Here is an 18510-nt window from a genome sequence, read left to right as displayed (position 1 = left end):
TCCCTGCCGGCTCAGTCCACGATAGCCGCCGCGCCGACGGCGGACGCCGCCTTCGCCTCGGCGATCAGCGCCGCATAGGCGAGGGCGCTGTCCTTCGGGGTGCGCACGAGCGTGTCGTAGTCGACCCGCACAATGCCGAACCGCTTCTCGTACCCCCACGCCCACTCGAAGTTGTCGAGCAGCGACCACACGAAGTACCCGCGGACGTCGGCACCCTGCTCGATCGCACGGCCGACGGCCGCCACGTGGTCGAGCAGGTACTGTGTGCGCTCCACGTCGTGCACGGCGCCGTCCTCGGCGACGACGTCGTCGTACGCCGAGCCGTTCTCGGTGACGTACAGGGCGGGAAGGTTGTCGTACTCGCGGCCCAGGCGGACGAGCAGCTGCTCGAGCCCGGCCGGATTCACCTCCCAGTCCATCGCCGTGCGGGGCAGGCCCCGGCTCGGCATCGTCACGTACTCGCTGCCGGGGAACGGCGAGCGGCCCGGCTTGTCCGTCGGCCGCAGCGACGGGCGCGCGTCGGCGGGCAGCGGATGCCCCGACACGTTGTCGTCGTGGTAGTGGTTCACGCCGAGGAAGTCGAGCGGCTGCGAAACGATCTCGAGGTCGCCCGGCTGGATGCGGTCGGCGAGGCCGAACTCGGCGACGTCCTCGAGCAGGTCGGCCGGGTAGGCGCCGAGCAGCATGGGCTCGAGGTACATCCGGTTCCACAGCGCGTCGATCCGGCGCGCGGCCTCGAGGTCGACGGGGTCGGCCGGGTCGTTCGGCACCGCGTTGGTGAGGTTCAGCGTGATGCCGAGGCGGATGTCCCGCCCCGAGGCATCCGCCAGCTCGCGGAGCCGCCGCACCGCCAGGCCGTGCCCGAGGTGCTGGTGGTGCACGGCGGCGAGCCCCGCCACCGGGTCGTTCAGGCCGGGCGCGTGCTCGCCTCCGACGTAGCCGATGAGCGACGAGCAGAGCGGCTCGTTGAAGGTCGTCCAGTGCGTGACCCGGTCGCCGAGCGCCCCGTACACCGCCTCGGCGTACTCGAGGAACTGGTACGACGTGTCGCGGTTCGCCCAGCCGCCCTGCTCCTGGAGCGCCTGCGGCAGATCCCAGTGGTAGAGCGTCAGCCACGGCAGGATGCCGGCCTCGAGCAGCTCGTCGACGAGGCGCGAGTAGAAGTCGAGCCCCTCCTGGTTCACCGTGCGCCCGCCGGGCACGACGCGCGCCCAGCTCGTGGAGAACCGGTACGAGTCGAGCCCGAGCCGGCGCATCAGCGCCACGTCCTCCGGCATGCGGTGGTAGTGGTCGACGGCGACTTCGGGTGTGTCGCCGCCCGCGACCGCGTTCGGCACGCGCGCGAACGCGTCCCAGATCGAGTCCTCCTTGCCGCCCTCGTGCGCGGCGCCCTCGATCTGGGCGGCGGCCGTGGCCGAGCCCCAGATGAAGTCCCGCGGGAAGGCCGATGCCCTGAAGTCCCTCGATGCCGTGTCGTTCGCTGCCATCAGCCCTTGACCGCTCCTGCCATGATTCCGGAGATGAGTTGCTTGCCCGCCACCACGAAGAGGATGAGCAGCGGGATGGTCGCCATGATCGCGCCGGTCAGCACGATCGAGTAGTCGACGTAGTAGCCCGACTGCAGCTGGCTGAGCGCCGTCTGCAGCGTCGGGTTCGAGGGGCTCAGCACGATGAGCGGCCACAGGTAGTCGGTCCACGCCGTCATGAACGTGAACAGGCCGAGGATCGCCATCGCGGGCCGTGCGGCCGGCAGTCCGACGGTGAGGAAGGTGCGGAACTGGTTCGCGCCGTCCATTCGGGCGGCCTCGATGAGCTCGTCGGGGATGACGTCCACGAGGTACTGGCGCATGAAGAACACGCCGAACGCGGTCACCAGCGTCGGCACGATCACGGCGCCGATCGAGCCCGTCCAGCCGAGCTGCTTCATCACCATGAACAGCGGGATGATGCCGAGCTGGGTCGGGATCGCCATCGTCGCGACCACGAACACCATGAGCCCGTCGCGGCCGCGGAAGCGGAGCTTCGCGAACGCGTAGCCGGCGAGCGTCGAGAACGTCACGACGGAGATCGTGATGATCGCCGAGATCAGCACCGAGTTGCCGAGCGCGAGCCAGAACGGGATCGCGTCGAAGACCTTCTGCGCGTTCGCAAGGAAGTTGCCGCCCGGGATGAGCGGGAGCGTCTCGCCGCGGGTCGCGTTGGTCCCCGACCCGACGACGAACGACCACCAGAGCGGGTAGGCGCTGCCGATGAGGAAGGCCGCGAGGAGGCCGTAGGTGAGGAAGCCCGGGCGGCTGCCGATGCCGGCGGTGCCGGACCGGCGGCGTCCGCGGGGCAGGCCGTCGCGGCCGGGGCGGCGGGGCTCGTCGGGGCCGACGGTGTCGACCTGGACCGCGGGCAGCGGCTCGGGGATGGCGGTGCTCATCGGTGCTCTCCTCGCTCGAGGGCGCGTCGGGTGCGGCGGTTCTGGCGGCGACCGTCGCCGGTGGCGATGCGCCGCGAGATGAGGAAGTTGATGAGGCCGAAGCCCACGATGAGCAGGAACAGCAGCCAGGCGACGGCGGATGCCTCGCCGAAGTCGCGCCGGAAGAACGCGAGCTCCCACATGAACAGCACGGTGGTCTGGAACTGCCGGTCGCTGCCGCCGATGCCGCCCGCGTTGGAGACGTCGAAGAGGCGCGGCTCGGCAAAGATCTGGAGGCCGCCGATGGTGGCCGTGATGATCACGAAGATGAGCGTCGGGCGGATCGAGGGGATCGTGATCGAGAAGAAGCGGCGGGCGCTGCCCGCGCCATCGATCGCGGCCGACTCGTAGAGGTCGCGCGGCACCGACTGCATGGCGGCCAGCAGGATGAGCGCGTTGTAGCCCGTCCAGCGGAAGTTCACCATGGTGGCGATCGCGAGGTGGCTGAGGAACGCGTCGTGCTTCCACTCCTGGTCGGCGATGCCGAAGAGGTTCAGCAGGTTGTTCGCGAGGCCGTCGGCCTCGTTGAAGATGCTGGAGAAGATGAGCGCCACGGCCACGGGGGTGACCACGAAGGGCAGCAGCACGCCCATGCGCCAGAACGTCGGGGCCCGAAGGCCCTGGTCGAGCAGGTAGGCGACGACGATCGCGACCGTCAGCTGGGGGATCGCCGACAGCAGGAAGATGCTGACGGTGTTGAAGATCGAGTTCCAGAACATGCCGTCGCTGAGGATCGACGCGAAGTTCTCGAAGCCGACGAACTCGCCCTGGCCCTTCAGCAGGTCCCACTCGTGCATCGAGACGACGAGGGTGTAGACGAGGGGAAAGAGCCCGATGAGGGCGAAGAGGATGAAGAACGGCGAGACGTAGAAGTACGGCGACGCCTTGACGTCGAAGCGGGAGAGGCGCTGCCGGAAGGTCGCTCGCGGGGGCGCGGCCGGGCGCGTCGTCGTCGCCTCGTCGACGCGCGGCGGGCGGAGCGTGGTGGTCATGTCGAGCCGTCCTGAGGGAAGAGTGGTGATCGAGGGCCGGGGGAGGGGGCCCGCCGGCGTGGCGGGGCCCCGGGATCGCTCCCGGGACCCCGGTCGGAACTAGCCGACGAGCTCGTCGAGCAGCGAGAGGGCCTCGTTCCAGGCCTCCTCGACGCTGACCTCACCGCGGTCGAGCTTCTGCAGCGGCGGGCCGAAGACGTTCTCCTGGATCACCGAGTCGTCCGGGCCCTTGAACTGGGCGGTGATGCCCTGGGCGCGGTCGGCGAGGATGGCACCGGTGGGGGCGCCGTTGAAGAACTCGTTGGGCGTCGCGTCGGCGGCCAGGGTCTCCTGCGCCTCGACGGTCGAGGGGAAGTTGCCCGCGGCGGCGGACTGCTTCACCTGCTGCTCGGGCTGGGTCAGCCAGTCGGCGAGCTTCGCGGCCTCCTCCTGGTGCTTCGAGGTCTGGGGGATCGAGAGGAAGGCCCCGCCCCAGTTGCCGGCGCCGCCGGGGAAGACGTCGGCGAAGTCCCAGCCGGTGGAGGCGTCGCCGCCGCCGGCCTCGACCTGGCCCTGCACCACGCCGAGCATCCAGCCGGGGCAGACGAAGGTGGCGAAGGTGCCGTCGACGAACGACTTGCCGCCGTTCCAGTCCCACGCGGTCTGCGCGGCCGAGAGGCCGTCGTCGACTGCGGCGCCGAGCAGCTCGAAGTTCGCCTTGAGGTCGGCGTTGTCCTTCACGTTGAGCTCGCCGTCGGAGGTGTAGTAGCCCTCGGGCATCTGGTTGACCATGGCGTTCCAGACGAATCCGGAGTGGTCGAACCACGCCTTGCCGGTGGCCTGCTGGTACTGGCGGCCCACGTCGAAGAAGTGCGCCCAGTCGCCCTCGAGGAGGCCCGCGACCGACTCGCGGTCGGTGGGCAGGCCGGCCGCGGCGAGCGCGGGGCCGTTGTAGCAGATGCCCTCGGGGCCGATGTCGGTGCCGTAGCCGATGACGCGGCCCTCGGCGTCGGTGGCCTGCTCGTACTTCCAGTCGACCCAGTCGGACTTGCGGTCTTCGATGCCGTGGTCGCGGAGGTCGACGAACTGGTCGGACACCTCCATGATCGCGCCGAGCCAGCCTTCTTCGACGGCGACGATGTCGCTGAGGCCCGATCCGGCCGCGATCTTCGTGAACGCGTCGGTGCGGGCGTTGCCGCCGGTGTCGATGTTGGTGGCTTCGATCTTGATGCCGGGGTTCGCGGCCTCGTACTCCTCGTACAGCTCTTCGTAGCCGAAGGTGCCGAAGGTCGTGACGGTGAGGGTGATGTCCTCGCCGTCGCCGCCCGAGTCGCCACCGGTGGAGCAGGCGGTGGCAAGGAGGGCGATGGATGCCGCGCCCGCGAGGGCAGCGGCACCGCGGGTGCGTCGTGAAAGCTTCACGGTCACTCCTTTGTGTGCGTGGGATGGGGAATGGTGCAGATGGATGGCGCTTGAGAGCGCTCTCATGCACCAGCGTGAGAGCGCTCTCACGACATCGGTGAGACCCTATGCGGAAGACGGGCGGCTTGTCAAGAGAGCGCTCTCATGGTGCCGACTCTCCCCGTGCAGCGCGACTGCCGGCGCCGGCGCGCGCCGCGCCGCCGGGCGCCTCGGCAGCCGCCGGAACCGCCGCCGGTAGACTCGGACGGTGCCATCCCAGCCCCGCGACGACCGTCCGTACGACCGGTACGAGTCTGCCGGGCAGGCGCCCGGGCGCGACGCCCGCGAGGTCGCCGACGCCCGCGAGCGGTCGCGCCGACGGCTCGCCGTCGCCCTCCCGGTGATCGGCGTGCTCCTCGCCGCCGCCGCGCTCGTCGTCGGCCTCGTTTCGGGATCGCCCGCCGCCGGCGGCGGCCCTGGCGGAGCATCCGACCCGGCGACCGCCGAGCCGCGCCCCGCACCGACGGCCGCGCCACCGCCCGCGAGCGTCGACACGTTCGACCGCTCGGCGCGCTCACTCGACGACCCGACGAGTACCTGGGTGGTCGTCAACAAGCTGCGCCCCATGAACCCGCAGGACTTCGAGCCCGACGACCTCGTCGAGGTGCCCGTCGCGCACACCTGGGAGCCGCTGCTTCGGCAGGAGGCCGCCGACGCCGTCGTCGCGATGTTCGACGCCGCGGCCGCGGAGGCCGACCTGTACCTGGCATCGAACAGCGCCTACCGTTCGTACTCCGCGCAGGAGGAGGTCTACGACGGCGACGACGAGACCACCGCCCGGCCGGGGTTCAGCGAGCACCAGACCGGGCTCGTGATGGACATCGGCGCCGAATCGGGGGAGTGCTCGCTCGCCGAGTGCTTCGGCGAGACGCCCGAGGGCATCTGGCTCCGCGACAACGCCTACCGCTTCGGCTTCATCCTGCGCTACCCGGCCGACAAGCGCGACGTCACCGGCTACACCTACGAGCCGTGGCACTTCCGCTACGTGGGCGTGGAGCTCGCGACCGAGATGCGCGAGACCGGGTTCACCACGCTCGAGGAGTTCTTCGCCCTCCCGCCAGCGCCCGACTACGGCTGATGAACGCCAGGGCACCCCGCCGCGGCCTCGCCCTCGGCATCCTGATCGGCAACCAGCTGCTCGCGGGCGTCGGCGTCGCGTCGGGGATCGCCGTCGCGGCGCTCCTCGCGGAGGAGCTCACGGGCACGGCCGTGCTCGCCGGGCTCAGTCAGACCGCCTCGGTGCTCGGCGCCGGCATCGCCGCGATCCCGCTCGCCCGGCTGGCCGTGGCGCGCGGCCGGCACGTCGCCCTCGGCACCGGCTACGCGCTGGCGTTCGTCGGCGCGGTGCTGGTCATCGCGGCGGCCGTGACGGAGTTCGTCCCGCTCGTATTCCTCGGCCTCGCCGCCTTCGGCTCGGGCGCGGCAGCCGGCCTGCAGGCCCGGTTCGCGGCGACGGAGGTGGCCCGGCCCGGGTTCGAGGCGCGAGCGATGTCGCTCGTGCTGTGGGCGACGACGATCGGCTCGGTGGCAGGCCCGAACCTCTCGCAGTTCGGCGACGACCTCGGGCGGAGCCTCGGCCTGCCGCCGCTCGTCGGTCCGTTCCTGCTGTCGGGCGCGGCGTTCGCGATCTCGACGCTCGTCGTCGCGACCCTGCTGCGGATGCCGCGTCCGGGCGACCTCGAGGCCGACCACGCGTCGGCGGTCGGGCCGGTGACGGATGCCTCGCCTCCGGCGACCCCGGCAGCCACGCCGAGCCCGCCGGCTCCGGCGGATCCGGGCGCGGGGATCCAGGCGCCCGAGGCATCCGACCCGCCCGGCCGCCCCGTCGGATCCTGGCGCGCCCTCGCGATCGCCGCCCGCGACCCACGCGCGCTCCTCGCCCTGGTCGCGATCGTGTGCTCGCACACGGTCATGGTCGCGGTGATGGTCATGACGCCGGTGCACATGCACGCGCACGGGCTGTCGCTCTCGCTCATCGGGCTGGTCATCTCGGTGCACATCCTCGGCATGTATGCGGCGAGCCCCCTGGTCGGCTGGATCGTCGACCGCCTCGGCGCGATCCCCGTGATCGCCGCGGGCGTCGTCATCCTGTTCTCGGCGACGCTCATCGGCATGCTGGCGCCCGCCGACGACCTGCTGCTCGTGCCGCTCGCGCTGGGGCTGCTCGGCCTCGGCTGGTCGGCGGGCATGATCGGCGGCTCGGCGCTGCTCACGACCTCCGTCGGCACCGACCTGCGGGTGCCCCTGCAGGGCGCCTCCGATGCCGCGATGAACTTCGCCGCCGCGATCGCCGCCGCGCTCTCGGGCGTGGTGCTGGAGGCCGGCGGATTCCCGGCCGTGAACCTCGTGGGCGCGGTGGTGCTCGTGCCGCTCGTGCTCGTCGGTGCCCGCGCGCTCGCGACCGCTCGCCGCGCGACGGCCTGAGAGCGCGCTCTCACGTCCTTCCCAGCGTCCGGAAGGTTTCCTCACAATTTGGCGTGGTGAGGTATCGGGTCCCCCGAAACGCCGACCCGGAAACCCCCTCCCACCGTGCCCCAGGAAACCCCCATGCCCGCCCGCCGTCGATCCACGTTCCGCCCGCCCGTGCCCGAGCCGGGCGGGATGCGCGAGGAGTCCTCGGCGGAGAAGGAACCGAAGCACCGCGCGGACCGCATCGGCAACCGCAGGCCTGCTCCCGGCGGCACGCGACGCTCGGCGCGCCGGTGGACGGCGCTCACCTCGGCGACCGCGATCGTCGGGGTGAGCGCGTTCGGCGCGATCTCGGCCTCGGCCGAGCCGACCGGCGACCCCGGCATGGCGTACGCGCAGCACGCGTCCGACGCGCCGCTCGCCCCCGTCGCCGACGCCATCTCCGCGGCGGTCGCCGCGGACCCCGGCCCCACGATCACGAGCGGGCTCTCGGTGGCGCAGGCCCCCTTCACCGGCGGCACGCAGGTGACCGTCGCGGGGGCGCAGCTCGACGAGGTGGCGCAGGTCAGCGTCGGCGGCGCCCCGGCCGCCATCGTCGAGGCCGCGGCCGACCACCTCACCTTCGCCGTCCCGGCGACGGCCGGCACCTCGCTCGGCGACGTCGCCGTGACCTTCGCGGATGCCTCCGGCGCGCCGGCCGATGTGGAGCTGCCCGGCGTCGCGGCGACCGCAGGGACGTCGCCGTCGGCCGCTGCCACCGCGAGCGCGCCGGCTGCAGCGACGGCACCGGCCGCGGCCGCCGTCGCGCCCGTGAGTGCCGAAGCCGCCGCCGCCGACGCGCTGACGCTCACGTACACGACCGATCCCGGCATCGACGCGCAGGTCGGCTACGTGCTGGCCTACTGGTCGTCGTACAACGCGGCGCAGTACCCCGTCATCGACGGCTACGACTGCGCCAACTTCGCCAGCCAGTCGCTCATCGCCCGCGGCTGGACGATGGACGGCGCGTGGTACTACGACGCGGCGACCGGGGCCACCTCGCCGTCATGGACGAGCTCGACCGCCATGCGCGACTGGCTGCTCGGACGCCCCGATCTCGCGACGCCGCTCGAGGACGCGCAGCGCGACCTCGTGAAGGTCGGCGACATCGCCCAGTTCGACTGGGACGGCTCGGGCGACCGCGACCACACGGCCGTCGTCACCAGGGTCGAGCACACTGCGGCCGGCACGAAGGTCTGGGTCGGCGGGCACACGAAGGACGCCGACTACTGGGACGTCGACACCGCGCTCGCCACGGGCGGCGGCTCGGTGCACTACTTCTCGCTGAGCTGAGCTGAGCTGCGCTGAGCTGAGCTGGAGCTGAGCTGCGGCGCAGCCGGCGGCCGTCAGCCTTCCAGGGCCTCGCCCACGATCCGCTGCGCCTCGGCCTGCACCTCGCGGAGGTGCTCCGGCCCGCGGAACGACTCGGCGTAGATCTTGTAGACGTCCTCCGTGCCGCTCGGCCGCGCGGCGAACCAGGCGTCCTCGGTGGCCACCTTCACGCCGCCGATCGCCGCGCCGTTGCCGGGCGCGTGCGACAGCTTCGCGGCGATCGGCGAGCCGGCGAGCTCCGTCGCCTCGATCGCGTCGCCGTCGAGCTTGCCGAGGGCCGCCTTCTGCTCCGCCGTCGCGGGCGCGTCGGTGCGCTCGTACGCCGGGTCGCCGTACCGCTCCACGAGCTCGGCGTAAAGCTGCGACGGGGATTTGCCGGTGACCGCGCGGATCTCCGCCGCGAGCAGGCACAGCAGGATGCCGTCCTTGTCGGTCGTCCACACCGAGCCGTCGAACCGCAGGAACGATGCGCCCGCGCTCTCCTCGCCGCCGAAGCCGACCGAGCCGTCGATGAGGCCGGGCACGAACCACTTGAACCCCACCGGCACCTCCCACAGGTGGCGTCCGAGACCCGCCGCGACGCGGTCGATCATCGAGCTCGAGACCAGGGTCTTGCCGACCGAGGCATCCTGCCGCCAGCCGCCGCGGTGACCGAACAGGTACTCGATCGCGACCGCGAGGTAGTGGTTCGGGTTCATCAGGCCCGCGTCGGGCGTCACGATGCCGTGCCGGTCGGCGTCGGCGTCGTTGCCCGTCAGGACGTCGAACTCGCCCGCGCGGCCGACGACCGACGCCATGGCGTTCGCGCTCGACGGGTCCATGCGGATCTTGCCGTCCCAGTCGAGCGTCATGAACGACCAGGTCGGGTCGACCCGCTCGTTCACGACCGTCAGGTCGAGGTCGTAGCGGTCGCGGATCGCCGCCCAGTACGACACCGACGCGCCGCCGAGGGGGTCTGCGCCGATGCGGATCCCGGAGCGGCGGATGGCGTCGAAGTCGATGACGTTCTGCAGATCCTCGACGTACGCGGTCCGGAAGTCGTACGTCTCGACGCCGCTCGGCTCGGCCTGGTTCACGCCGTCGAGGCCGGCTGCGATGAGCTCGTTCGCCCGGTTCGCGATCCAGCTCGTGGCATCCGAGTCGGCGGGGCCGCCGTGCGGCGGGTTGTACTTGAAGCCGCCGTCCTGCGGCGGGTTGTGCGACGGCGTGATGACGATGCCGTCGGCCTCGCCCTCCGCGCGGCGCGCGGGGTCGTTGTTCCACGTCAGGATCGCATGGCTGAGCGCCGGGGTCGGCACGTAGTCGTCGAACTCGTCGACGAGCACCCGCACGCCGTTGGCGACGAGCACGTCGAGGGCGGTGGTCTGGGCGGGCGCGGAGAGCGCATGCGTGTCGGCGCCCATGAACAGCGGCCCCGTGATGCCCTGCGACGCCCGGTACTCGACGATCGCCTGCGTGATCGCGAGGATGTGGTCCTCGTTGAAGCTCGTGCCGAGGCTCGAACCGCGATGCCCGGATGTGCCGAACGCGACGCGCTGCTCGGGCACCGAGGCATCCGGCTTGCGCTCGTAGTAGGCCCGCACCAGGGCCTCCACGTCGATGAGATCGGACTCGGTCGCCGGGGTTCCCGCTCGCTCGTGCATGCGCACCAGTCTGGCACCGGCCGTCATCGCGGCACACCCCGGCCGCCCTCGGCGCTCGGTCTGAGCGACGTCAGACGAGCAGCTGCACGCCCGACGCCACGGCGAAGATCGCGAGGCCCGCGAGCGCCCCGACGACCGTGCCGTTGATGCGGATGAACTGCAGGTCGCGGCCCACCTGCAGCTCGAGCTTCTCGGTCGTCTCCTTCGGGTCCCAGCGCTCCACCGTCTCGGTGATCACGCCGGCGATCTCGTGCCGGTAGGTGCGGACGACGTAGGCCGCGGCATCCGTCACCCACTCGTCGACCTTGGCGGCGAGCCGCTCATCGGACGCGAGCCGCACGCCGACTTCGGCGACGGCCTGCCGCATCGCGGTCCGCAGCTCGCTCTCGGGGTCGCGGAGCGCGGCGTCGAGCGCGGATTTCGCCGACGCCCAGGCCTCGGCCGCGAACTCGCGCACCCGCGGGCTCGCGACGAGCTCGGCCTTCATGGACTCGACGCGGGCGATCGTCGCCGGGTCGTGCTGGAGGGCGTCGGTGAACTCGGTCAGCCAGTCGTCGACGGCGGCCCGAAGCGGATGCTCCGGATCGTCACGCACCGCGCGGACGAAGCCCAGCACCTCCCGGTGCGCGCGGTCGTCGACGAACCGGTCGACGAAGCCGGGCATCCACCGCGGCAGCCGTTCCGACACCATCCGCTCGAAGGCCTCCGGATGCGCCTCCAGCCAGGTCTCCGCGCGGTCGAGCACGACGTCGAGGACGGCGTGCTGCCGGTCATCGGCGACGAGCCGCCCCGCCACGCGGCCGATGGTCGGCGCCCACTCGGGCTCGAACAGGTGCCGGCGCGCGAGCCGTTCGACGACGTCCTCGACGTCGGCGTCGCCGAGGAGCGTGAGCACCCCGCGGGCTGCGACGGATGCCTCGGCCGTCAGCCGCTCCGCGTTCGCGGGCTGGGCGAGCCAGCCGCCGAGGCGACGGGCGATGCCGATCGAGCGCAGCTTGCCGAGGACCACGTCGTCGGAGAGGAACTCGTCCTCCACGAAGGCGCCGAGGCTCGCCCCGATCTCGTCCTTCCGCGTCGGGATGATCGCCGTGTGCGGGATCGGCAGCCCGAGCGGCCGGCGGAACAGCGCCGTCACCGCGAACCAGTCGGCGATGGCGCCGACCATGGCGCCCTCCGCGGCCGCACGGACGTAGCCGAGCCAGGGCACCTGCTCCTGCAGGGCGAACGCGACCGCGAACACGACGGCGGCCACCGCCAGCAGGCCGGTCGCGAGCCGCTTCATGCTCCGGAGCGCGATGCGGCGCTCCTCATCGGTCGGCACCGCCCGTGCGACGGCGGGTCCGGGTCGTGTGGTGGTGGTCATCCTCACCCCTCCGCATCGGCGTCGGGCCGCGGGGCGGGCGCCCCGTCACCCATGGTCACGCTAGTCGGGTGCCGCGCCGGCGCTGGCTAGGCTGGCCTGCATGACCGAGCCCGCCGCCCCGCGCCAGACGGAGACCTACTCCTACCTCGGGCCGGCCGGCACGTTCACCGAGGCCGCGCTGAAGCAGGTCCCCGAGGCCGCCGGGCACGACTGGCGGCCGGTGAACAACGTGGGCGAGGCGCTGGCGGATGTCACGTCCGGGCGTTCGATCGCCGCGATGATCGCCATCGAGAACTCGATCGAGGGCGGCGTCTCCGCGACGCAGGATGCGCTGGCCACCGTGCCCGGCCTCCGCATCGTGAGCGAGGTCCTCGTGCCGGTGAACTTCCTCCTCGTCGCCCGGCCCGGCACCGCGCTCGCCGACGTGCGCGTCGTGAACGCCCACCCCGTCGCGTACGCGCAGTCGCGCGGATGGCTCGAGCGTCACCTGCCCGACCACGGGCACCTCCCCGCGACCAGCAACGTGCAGGCGGCGACCTCGCTCTTCGAACCGGGCAGCAACGCCGACGCCGCCGTCGCCCCGCCCGGCATCGTCGACCGGCTCGAGGTCGACGTGCTCGCCGAGGACATCGGCGACAACCCCAACGCCGTCACCCGGTTCGTGCTCGTCAGCCGGTCGCGAGCCATCCCGCCGAGGACCGGGGCCGACAAGACGAGCCTCATCGTCGAGCTGCCCGACGACGAGCCCGGCTCGCTGCTGGCGATGCTCGAGCAGTTCTCGACCCGGGGCGTGAACATGTCGCTGCTGGAGTCCCGCCCCATCGGCGACGAGCTCGGCCGGTACCGGTTCGTCGTCGACCTCGACGGCCACGTCGAGGACGAGCGCGTCGCCGACGCCCTGCTCGGCCTCCGCCGCTTCAGCCCGAACGTCATCTTCCTGGGCTCCTATCCCCGCGCCGACCGTCGCGAGGTCGAGTACCACTCGAAGTACGACGACGAGATCTTCATCGAGGCACGCGACTGGCTGCGGGGCATCCTGAGCGGCGAGCCCGACGTCTGATCGCCGGCCGCTAGGCTGTCGCCACCCCGACGAAGGAGCAGGCGTGACCGAGGCCAGGCAGGAGTTCGACCCCCGGTACGACCCGCGGTTCCAGCGGGGCTACGTCGCGGCGGATCATGAGGGGGCGGCGCCGCTGGAGCCGGCGCCCGAGCGCTCGCCCGCCGAGCCGGCGTTGGATGCGGTTCCGCGCCGGGCCACGGCGGCGGACCCGGAGGCGGGCCGGTCGAGGCGGGCGGTCGACCAGGCCGGGCCCGCGACCGCGACGGCGGTGCCGGCTGCCGGTCCACCGGCCGGAGTGCCCGGCGAACCGACGGCCGGGGGCGTCGCAGCGGCCGCCCCAGACCCTGGCGGGACCTCGTCGACCCCGTCGGTGGTCGACGACGCCCGCAGCACGTCGCAGCCCCCGGCACCGTTCGTCGCGACCCGATGGCTGTGGCTCGTCCTCGCCGCGAGCGCCCTGCTCATCGTCGTCGGCGTGGCCTCCTACTGGTCGCTGATCGGCGGACGGGGCGCGTACGGGTACGCCATGGGCACCGATGAGGCCGTCCGGTCGGCGATCGTCAGCGCTCTCGGCCCCGCGCTCGCCGAGGTCGGTGTCCTCGGCATCGTCGGCGTCCTGCTGGCCTGGGCGCTCGTCGCAGGCGGGCGGCGGGAGCGGCGATGAGCGCCCGGGTCGCGGCCATCACGGCACTCGCCGCGCTGGCGGTCGTCGGTCTGGCGCTGCTGCAGTGGGGAGCCCAGCTCATGAACGGCCCGGGGCCGCAGATGTCGTGGCAGGGCGACGAGCCGCCGGCCGAGGTGATCGACTTCTTCGCCTGGCAGAGCTTCGGCTACACCTTCGTCCTGCCGGGGTCTGCCACGCTCACCGCGGCATCCCTGCTCGCCCTCCTCGTCGTCGGCGCGCACGCGCTCGCCCGTCGCTCGGCGCAGCGGGCCGCGGATCGCGACGCGGACGCCGCCGCCGACGCGGAGTTACTCCGCGACGCGCACGATCAGCGCACCGGGGTCGACGCGGAAATCGGCCGCGACGACTGAACCGAACTCGTCGCCGTCGATCTCGAACTCCTCGGCCGCGCCCTCGATGCGGATCGCGACATGCCGGCCGCGCCCGTACACCACTTCCCGGCGACGGCTGCCGCCCGTGAGGTCCATGAACTGGCGGCCGAGGGCGGACTTCCGGAGCACCCGGTTCTCCCAGGTGATCTTCCGCCAGACGAACAGCCAGCCGAGCAGGTTCCGCGGCTGCAGCACGACGACGTCCAGCATGCCGTCGTCGATCTCCGCATCCGGGACGAGCTCGATGTTGCCCGGCAGGTAGCCGAGGTTCGCCACGAGGATGCTCGACGCCCGCGGCCGGTGCACGCGACCCGTGTCGACGCGGTAGTGCACCCGGAACGGCACCGAGGCGGGCAGCGCTCGGAGTCCGGCGTCGACGTAGGCGAGCCATCCGACCCGCTTCTTGAGGTCGTCGTTCGTGTTCGCGATCATCGCCGCGTCGATGCCGATGCCCGCCATAACGAGCGAGACGTGCGTCTCGGCGTCGCCGTCGGGACGGCGGATGTCGGCGACGAGCACGTCGACCTGGCGCTCGATGCCCGAGAACGCGATCACGACGGCATCGGCCTGGTCGTTCACCGGCAGGTCGAGGTTGCGGGCGAAGAGGTTGCCGGTGCCGAGCGGGACGAGGCCCATCGGCACGCCGGTGCCGCGCAGCCCGGCCGCCACCGACCGGATGGTGCCGTCGCCGCCGGCCGCGATGACGAGGTCGACGCCCTCGGCGACGGCCTCCATCGCCTGCGCCTTGCCCGGGTCCTCAATGGTGGTCTCGAGCCACAGGCTCGGTTCGAACCCCTGCCGCCGCTCGGCCTCCTCGACGGCGATCCGCAGCTCGTCGATGCCCTGCTTCGTCGGATTCGCGATGATCGCCGCGCGCGGACGACCCCCGGCCGGCCGATCGGCGCGCGTCACCGCGGCATCCGTCACCTCGCGCCCGTCCCCACCCACGCAGCACACGCTACGGCATCGCGCCGAACGCTCGCCCGGAGCGACGCGCGGCCCGCGGCCCGCCGGGGCGCCGCGGTTAGACTGGCTCGCGTGATCGACCCCGTGCTCCTCCGCGAGAATCCAGACCTGGTCAAGCGTTCGCAGGCGATGCGCGGCGAGTCCACCTCGCTCGTCGACGAGGCCGTCGAAGCGGATGCCGCGCGCCGCGCCGCGATCTCGGCGTTCGAGTCGCTCCGCGCCGAGCAGAACGCCTTCGGCAAGCAGGTCGCGAAGGCGCCGAAGGAGGAGAAGGCGGCGCTCGTCGCGCAGGCGCAGGAGCTCGCCGCCGCGGTGAAGGACGCGAACCAGCGCGCGAGCGAGTCCGAGGCGGCGTTCACGGCAGCCGTGCAGCGCCTCGGCAACATCGTGCTCGAGGGGGTGCCCGCCGGCGGCGAAGACGACTACGTCGTGCTGCGCGAGGTCGGCGAGATCCCGGCGTTCCCGTTCGAGCCGCGCGACCATCTCGAGATCGGCGAGCTGCTCGACGCGATCGACATGGCCCGCGGCGCGAAGGTCTCGGGCGCCCGCTTCGACTACCTGAAGGGCGTGGGCGCGCGGCTCGAGCTCGGTCTCATGACGATGGGGCTCGATCAGGCCATCGCCGCCGGATTCACCCCGCTCATCACGCCGACGCTGGTTCGCCCCGAGATCATGCAGGGCACCGGCTTCCTCGGCTCGCACGCCGAAGACATCTACTACCTCCCCGACGACGAGCTGTACCTGACCGGCACCAGCGAGGTCGCGCTCGCCGGCTATCACGCCGACGAGATCCTCGACCTCTCGAACGGGCCCATCCGCTACGCCGGCTGGTCGACCTGCTACCGGCGCGAGGCCGGCAGCCACGGCAAGGACACCCGCGGCATCATCCGCGTGCACCAGTTCAACAAGCTCGAGATGTTCAGTTACGTCGACCCGGCCGACGCCGAGGCGGAGCACGAGCGGCTGCTCGCCTGGCAGGAGCAGATGCTGCAGGCACTGGGCCTGGCGTACCGGGTCATCGACACCGCCGCAGGCGACCTCGGCTCGAGCGCCGCCCGGAAGTACGACGTCGAGGCGTGGGTGCCGACCCAGCAGGCGTACCGCGAGCTCACCTCGACTTCCAACTGCACGACCTTCCAGGCGCGCCGCCTCGACATCCGGCACCGCGGCGAAGGTGGCAGGACGACGCCCGTCGCGACCCTGAACGGAACCCTCGCGACCACACGGTGGATCGTGGCGATCCTCGAGACGCACCAGCAGGCCGACGGCTCGGTCGTCGTCCCGGAGGCGCTGCGGCCCTACCTCGGTGGCCTCGAGGTGCTCGAGCCCGTCGCCCGATGACCGCGCCCTGGCTCGTCGCGCTCGACATCGACGGCACCGTCATGCACGAGGACGAGACCATCGACGACGCCGTCATCGACGCGGTCGCCGCCGCTCGCGAGCGGGGGCACCTCGTGACGCTCGCGACGGGCCGGTCGTGGTCGACCACCGCTCCCGTCCTCGACCGGCTGGGCCTCGACCCCGAGTACGTCGTGTGCGCCAACGGCGCCATCACGATGGGCCGCGACGACCGGGAGCCGGGCGGCTACCGCCGCGTGCACGTCGAGACGTTCGACCCGACGCACGTCCTCGAGCGCATCCGCGGGTTCCTGCCCGCCGGGAAGTTCATGGTCGAGCTTCCCGACGGCTTCCGCCTGTACACCGAGGGCATGAGCGACTGGAACCTCGTGAACGCCCGCGAGGTCGCGTTCGAGGACCTCCTCGACCAGCGGGCGACCCGTGTCGTCGTCACGAGCCTCGACCACGATCTCGACGAGTTCTTCGCGATCGTCGACCGCATGGGCCTGCACCACGTCAGTTACGCGATCGGCTGGACGGCGTGGCTCGACATCGCGCCGGACGGCGTCAACAAGGCGACCGCGCTCGAACGCGTCCGGGGCTGGCTCGACGTGCCGCTCGACCGCGTGCTCGTCGCCGGCGACGGCCGCAACGACATCGAGATGTTCACCTGGGCTGGGGCCGCCGGTCGCGCCGTCGCGATGGGCCAGGCGCCCGACGATGTGAAGGATGCCGCGCGCGAGGTCACCGGTTCCATCCATGAGGCCGGGCTCGCGGCCATACTGGAGACGTTGCCGTAGCGCCGTGACGTCGCGGCGCCGCAGGGGAGCGGGGCGATCGGAGGGGGTCCGATGTCGACGAGCGGAGCGCAGCCGACCGCACCGCCGAGCGCGGGCCGGACGGCCCGAGCGACCCCGCCGAGGCACGGCCGCTTGCACCGGCGCTCGTGGGGTCGGTCGACGGCCGGATTCCTCGCCGGAGGCGCCGCCGTACTCCTCGCCGCGACCACCGCGGTCGCCGTCTTCGTCGCGGTCGACCTGTACGGCGGGGTGGTACGCAGCCCCGGCGCCGCGCTGCAGAACGAAGACGTGCTCGACGGCGTGCCCGACATCGGCGCCATGGAAGGCGGGCTCACCTTCTTCCTCGCGGGCAGCGACAAACGCCCCGAGGACGGCTCCTTCGGCGACCCGGCCGAGGAGAGCGGCGTGCTGAACGACGTCAACATGCTGCTGCACATCTCGCAGGACCACTCGCACGTCGAGGTCGTGAGCTTCCCGAGGGACCTGCTGGTCGACGTGCCGGAATGCCCGGATCCGGCGGGCGCCGAGGGGGAGACGCTGCCGGCGCAGTCCGAGGTGAAGCTCAACTCCGTGCTCCATCACGGCGGCATCGGCTGCGTCGTCGCCACGGTCGAACAGCTCACCGGACTCGTCATCCCCGTCGCCGGCGTCGTCGAGTTCTACGGGGTCGCCGCGCTCGCCGAAGCCGTCGGGGGCGTCGAGGTGTGCCTCGCCGAGCCCGTCGAAGACGACTGGTCGGGCCTGCACCTCGACGCCGGCACCCACACCATCAGCGGCATGACCGCGCTCGCCTTCCTCCGGACGCGTCACGGCGTCGGCGACGGCAGCGACCTCGGCCGCATCTCGAACCAGCAGGTGTTCCTCTCCTCGCTCATGCGGACCATCCAGCGCGACGGGGTGCTCGGTGACCCGGTGAAGCTCTACTCGATCGCGAAGGCGGTGCTCGAGAACATGCAGCTGTCGAACCGGCTGCAGAACCCCGCGACGCTGATCTCGATCGCGCGCACGCTGCAGGACGTCGACCTCGGCCGGGTCGCCTTCATCCAGTACCCGACGGTCTACACCTCCGACCTCACCGCGCTCATCCCCGCCGAGTCCGCCGAGGTGCTCATGGCAGCGCTGCGGGATGACGTCCCCGTGCAGCTGTCGCCGGAGGCCGCGACCTCGTCGCCGTTCGGGACGGTGCCCGGCGAGCAGGCCGTGGCGCCGCAGGCGGAGGCATCCGGACCGCCGGTTGAGGCGCCGGACGAGGAGACGGATGCCGCGGCGCCGACGGTCGACGCGACGCCCGAGGCGACGCCGCCCCGCGTGCTGCCGGGCGACGTACCGGGCCAGACGGGGGCCGACGTCCGATGCTCGACCGCGAACGACGGGTGAGCCGGTTCAGGCCCTTTTCAGCCTCCCCTGCCAGGCTGGCCGGAATGCGCGTCGGCTAGAATCGCGGTCGACCCGCCCGATGACGAGCACCGCGGATTCCGCGGCGCTCGTTTCGCGCGGCGAGGAGGGCTGTCCGAGCGGCCGATGGAGCTGGTCTTGAAAACCAGTGGGCAGCAATGCCTCGTGGGTTCGAATCCCACGCCCTCCGCGCATGATGAGCGTGACGAAAAG

Annotated in this window: 16 protein-coding genes and 1 tRNA gene; 10 read left to right on the top strand and 7 right to left on the bottom strand. The window is 72.1% G+C overall.

What is annotated here, in order from left to right; genetic code table 11:
• Nucleotides 1-11: 11 nt before the first annotated feature.
• From ABIQ69_RS15745 to ABIQ69_RS15730, 4 genes are all read right to left on the bottom strand, one after another.
• Nucleotides 12-1487, bottom strand: a complete 1476-nt coding sequence (locus ABIQ69_RS15745; RefSeq protein WP_350348069.1) for a family 1 glycosylhydrolase — start codon at nt 1485-1487, stop codon at nt 12-14.
• A complete protein-coding gene (locus ABIQ69_RS15740; RefSeq protein ID WP_350348068.1) occupies nt 1487-2425 on the bottom strand; it encodes a carbohydrate ABC transporter permease in 939 nt (312 codons plus the stop codon). The genes ABIQ69_RS15745 and ABIQ69_RS15740 overlap by 1 nt, the downstream gene beginning before the upstream one ends.
• On the bottom strand, nt 2422-3456 hold the full coding sequence (locus tag ABIQ69_RS15735) for a sugar ABC transporter permease (RefSeq protein ID WP_350348067.1): 1035 nt from the start codon (nt 3454-3456) through the stop codon (nt 2422-2424). Before ABIQ69_RS15735 ends, ABIQ69_RS15740 begins: the two co-directional genes overlap by 4 nt.
• Nucleotides 3457-3555: 99 nt before the next feature.
• Nucleotides 3556-4857, bottom strand: coding sequence for an ABC transporter substrate-binding protein (locus ABIQ69_RS15730; protein WP_350348066.1), 1302 nt, complete (start codon nt 4855-4857; stop codon nt 3556-3558).
• 247 nt (nt 4858-5104) lie between these two features.
• Here ABIQ69_RS15730 and ABIQ69_RS15725 point away from each other — a divergent pair, with 247 nt between their 5' ends.
• From ABIQ69_RS15725 to ABIQ69_RS15715, 3 genes are all read left to right on the top strand, one after another.
• Nucleotides 5105-5974 (top strand): M15 family metallopeptidase, encoded by an 870-nt coding sequence (locus tag ABIQ69_RS15725; RefSeq protein ID WP_350348065.1) that lies wholly within the window; start codon nt 5105-5107, stop codon nt 5972-5974.
• Nucleotides 5974-7320, top strand: coding sequence for an MFS transporter (locus tag ABIQ69_RS15720; RefSeq protein WP_350348064.1), 1347 nt, complete (start codon nt 5974-5976; stop codon nt 7318-7320). Before ABIQ69_RS15725 ends, ABIQ69_RS15720 begins: the two co-directional genes overlap by 1 nt.
• 123 nt (nt 7321-7443) lie before the next feature.
• On the top strand, nt 7444-8637 hold the full coding sequence (locus tag ABIQ69_RS15715) for an amidase domain-containing protein (RefSeq protein WP_350348063.1): 1194 nt from the start codon (nt 7444-7446) through the stop codon (nt 8635-8637).
• 53 nt (nt 8638-8690) lie between these two features.
• Here ABIQ69_RS15715 and pgm read toward each other — a convergent pair whose 3' ends face one another.
• Together pgm and ABIQ69_RS15705 are read right to left on the bottom strand one after the other, a co-directional pair.
• A complete protein-coding gene (pgm, locus tag ABIQ69_RS15710; RefSeq protein ID WP_350348062.1) occupies nt 8691-10319 on the bottom strand; it encodes a phosphoglucomutase (alpha-D-glucose-1,6-bisphosphate-dependent) in 1629 nt (542 codons plus the stop codon).
• Nucleotides 10320-10389: 70 nt separating this feature from the next.
• Nucleotides 10390-11682 (bottom strand): DUF445 domain-containing protein, encoded by a 1293-nt coding sequence (locus ABIQ69_RS15705; protein ID WP_350348061.1) that lies wholly within the window; start codon nt 11680-11682, stop codon nt 10390-10392.
• A gap of 100 nt (nt 11683-11782) precedes the next feature.
• Here ABIQ69_RS15705 and pheA point away from each other — a divergent pair, with 100 nt between their 5' ends.
• Genes pheA through ABIQ69_RS15690 form a run of 3 tightly spaced genes read left to right on the top strand, consistent with a single transcriptional unit; the run spans nt 11783 to nt 13777 of the window.
• Nucleotides 11783-12742, top strand: coding sequence for a prephenate dehydratase (pheA, locus tag ABIQ69_RS15700; RefSeq protein WP_350348060.1), 960 nt, complete (start codon nt 11783-11785; stop codon nt 12740-12742).
• 43 nt (nt 12743-12785) lie between these two features.
• Nucleotides 12786-13406: a hypothetical protein gene (locus ABIQ69_RS15695; protein ID WP_350348059.1), complete on the top strand. Its 621-nt coding sequence runs from the start codon at nt 12786-12788 to the stop codon at nt 13404-13406.
• Nucleotides 13403-13777, top strand: coding sequence for a hypothetical protein (locus ABIQ69_RS15690; protein ID WP_350348058.1), 375 nt, complete (start codon nt 13403-13405; stop codon nt 13775-13777). The genes ABIQ69_RS15695 and ABIQ69_RS15690 overlap by 4 nt, the downstream gene beginning before the upstream one ends.
• Here the strand turns inward: ABIQ69_RS15690 and ABIQ69_RS15685 are convergent.
• Nucleotides 13715-14746: a diacylglycerol kinase family protein gene (locus ABIQ69_RS15685; protein WP_350348057.1), complete on the bottom strand. Its 1032-nt coding sequence runs from the start codon at nt 14744-14746 to the stop codon at nt 13715-13717. The genes ABIQ69_RS15690 and ABIQ69_RS15685 overlap by 63 nt on opposite strands.
• 90 nt (nt 14747-14836) lie before the next feature.
• Here ABIQ69_RS15685 and serS point away from each other — a divergent pair, with 90 nt between their 5' ends.
• From serS to ABIQ69_RS15665, 4 genes are all read left to right on the top strand, one after another.
• Nucleotides 14837-16105 (top strand): serine--tRNA ligase, encoded by a 1269-nt coding sequence (gene serS / locus ABIQ69_RS15680; RefSeq protein ID WP_350348056.1) that lies wholly within the window; start codon nt 14837-14839, stop codon nt 16103-16105.
• Nucleotides 16102-16902 (top strand): HAD family hydrolase, encoded by an 801-nt coding sequence (locus ABIQ69_RS15675; protein ID WP_350348055.1) that lies wholly within the window; start codon nt 16102-16104, stop codon nt 16900-16902. The genes serS and ABIQ69_RS15675 overlap by 4 nt, the downstream gene beginning before the upstream one ends.
• Before the next feature lie 132 nt (nt 16903-17034).
• Nucleotides 17035-18279: an LCP family protein gene (locus ABIQ69_RS15670; protein WP_350348054.1), complete on the top strand. Its 1245-nt coding sequence runs from the start codon at nt 17035-17037 to the stop codon at nt 18277-18279.
• Nucleotides 18280-18402: 123 nt separating this feature from the next.
• Nucleotides 18403-18487, top strand: a tRNA-Ser gene (locus tag ABIQ69_RS15665).
• The last annotated feature ends 23 nt before the right edge of the window (nt 18488-18510 follow it).

The sequence above is a fragment of the Agromyces sp. G08B096 genome (assembly GCF_040267705.1).
In the GTDB taxonomy this organism is placed as follows: Bacteria; Actinomycetota; Actinomycetes; order Actinomycetales; family Microbacteriaceae; genus Agromyces.
This window is presented reverse-complemented; position numbering and strand designations above follow the sequence as displayed.

Excerpts from the sequence above, each read along its gene's own strand:
- pheA (WP_350348060.1), top strand. The coding sequence starts at position 11,783 with ATGACCGAGCCCGCCGCCCCGCGCCAGACGGAGACCTACTCCTACCTC.
- ABIQ69_RS15740 (WP_350348068.1), bottom strand. The coding sequence starts at position 2,425 with ATGAGCACCGCCATCCCCGAGCCGCTGCCCGCGGTCCAGGTCGACACC.
- ABIQ69_RS15745 (WP_350348069.1), bottom strand. The coding sequence starts at position 1,487 with ATGGCAGCGAACGACACGGCATCGAGGGACTTCAGGGCATCGGCCTTC.
- ABIQ69_RS15720 (WP_350348064.1), top strand. The coding sequence starts at position 5,974 with ATGAACGCCAGGGCACCCCGCCGCGGCCTCGCCCTCGGCATCCTGATC.
- ABIQ69_RS15735 (WP_350348067.1), bottom strand. The coding sequence starts at position 3,456 with ATGACCACCACGCTCCGCCCGCCGCGCGTCGACGAGGCGACGACGACG.
- pgm (WP_350348062.1), bottom strand. The coding sequence starts at position 10,319 with ATGCACGAGCGAGCGGGAACCCCGGCGACCGAGTCCGATCTCATCGAC.
- ABIQ69_RS15690 (WP_350348058.1), top strand. The coding sequence starts at position 13,403 with ATGAGCGCCCGGGTCGCGGCCATCACGGCACTCGCCGCGCTGGCGGTC.
- ABIQ69_RS15715 (WP_350348063.1), top strand. The coding sequence starts at position 7,444 with ATGCCCGCCCGCCGTCGATCCACGTTCCGCCCGCCCGTGCCCGAGCCG.
- ABIQ69_RS15675 (WP_350348055.1), top strand. The coding sequence starts at position 16,102 with ATGACCGCGCCCTGGCTCGTCGCGCTCGACATCGACGGCACCGTCATG.
- ABIQ69_RS15705 (WP_350348061.1), bottom strand. The coding sequence starts at position 11,682 with ATGACCACCACCACACGACCCGGACCCGCCGTCGCACGGGCGGTGCCG.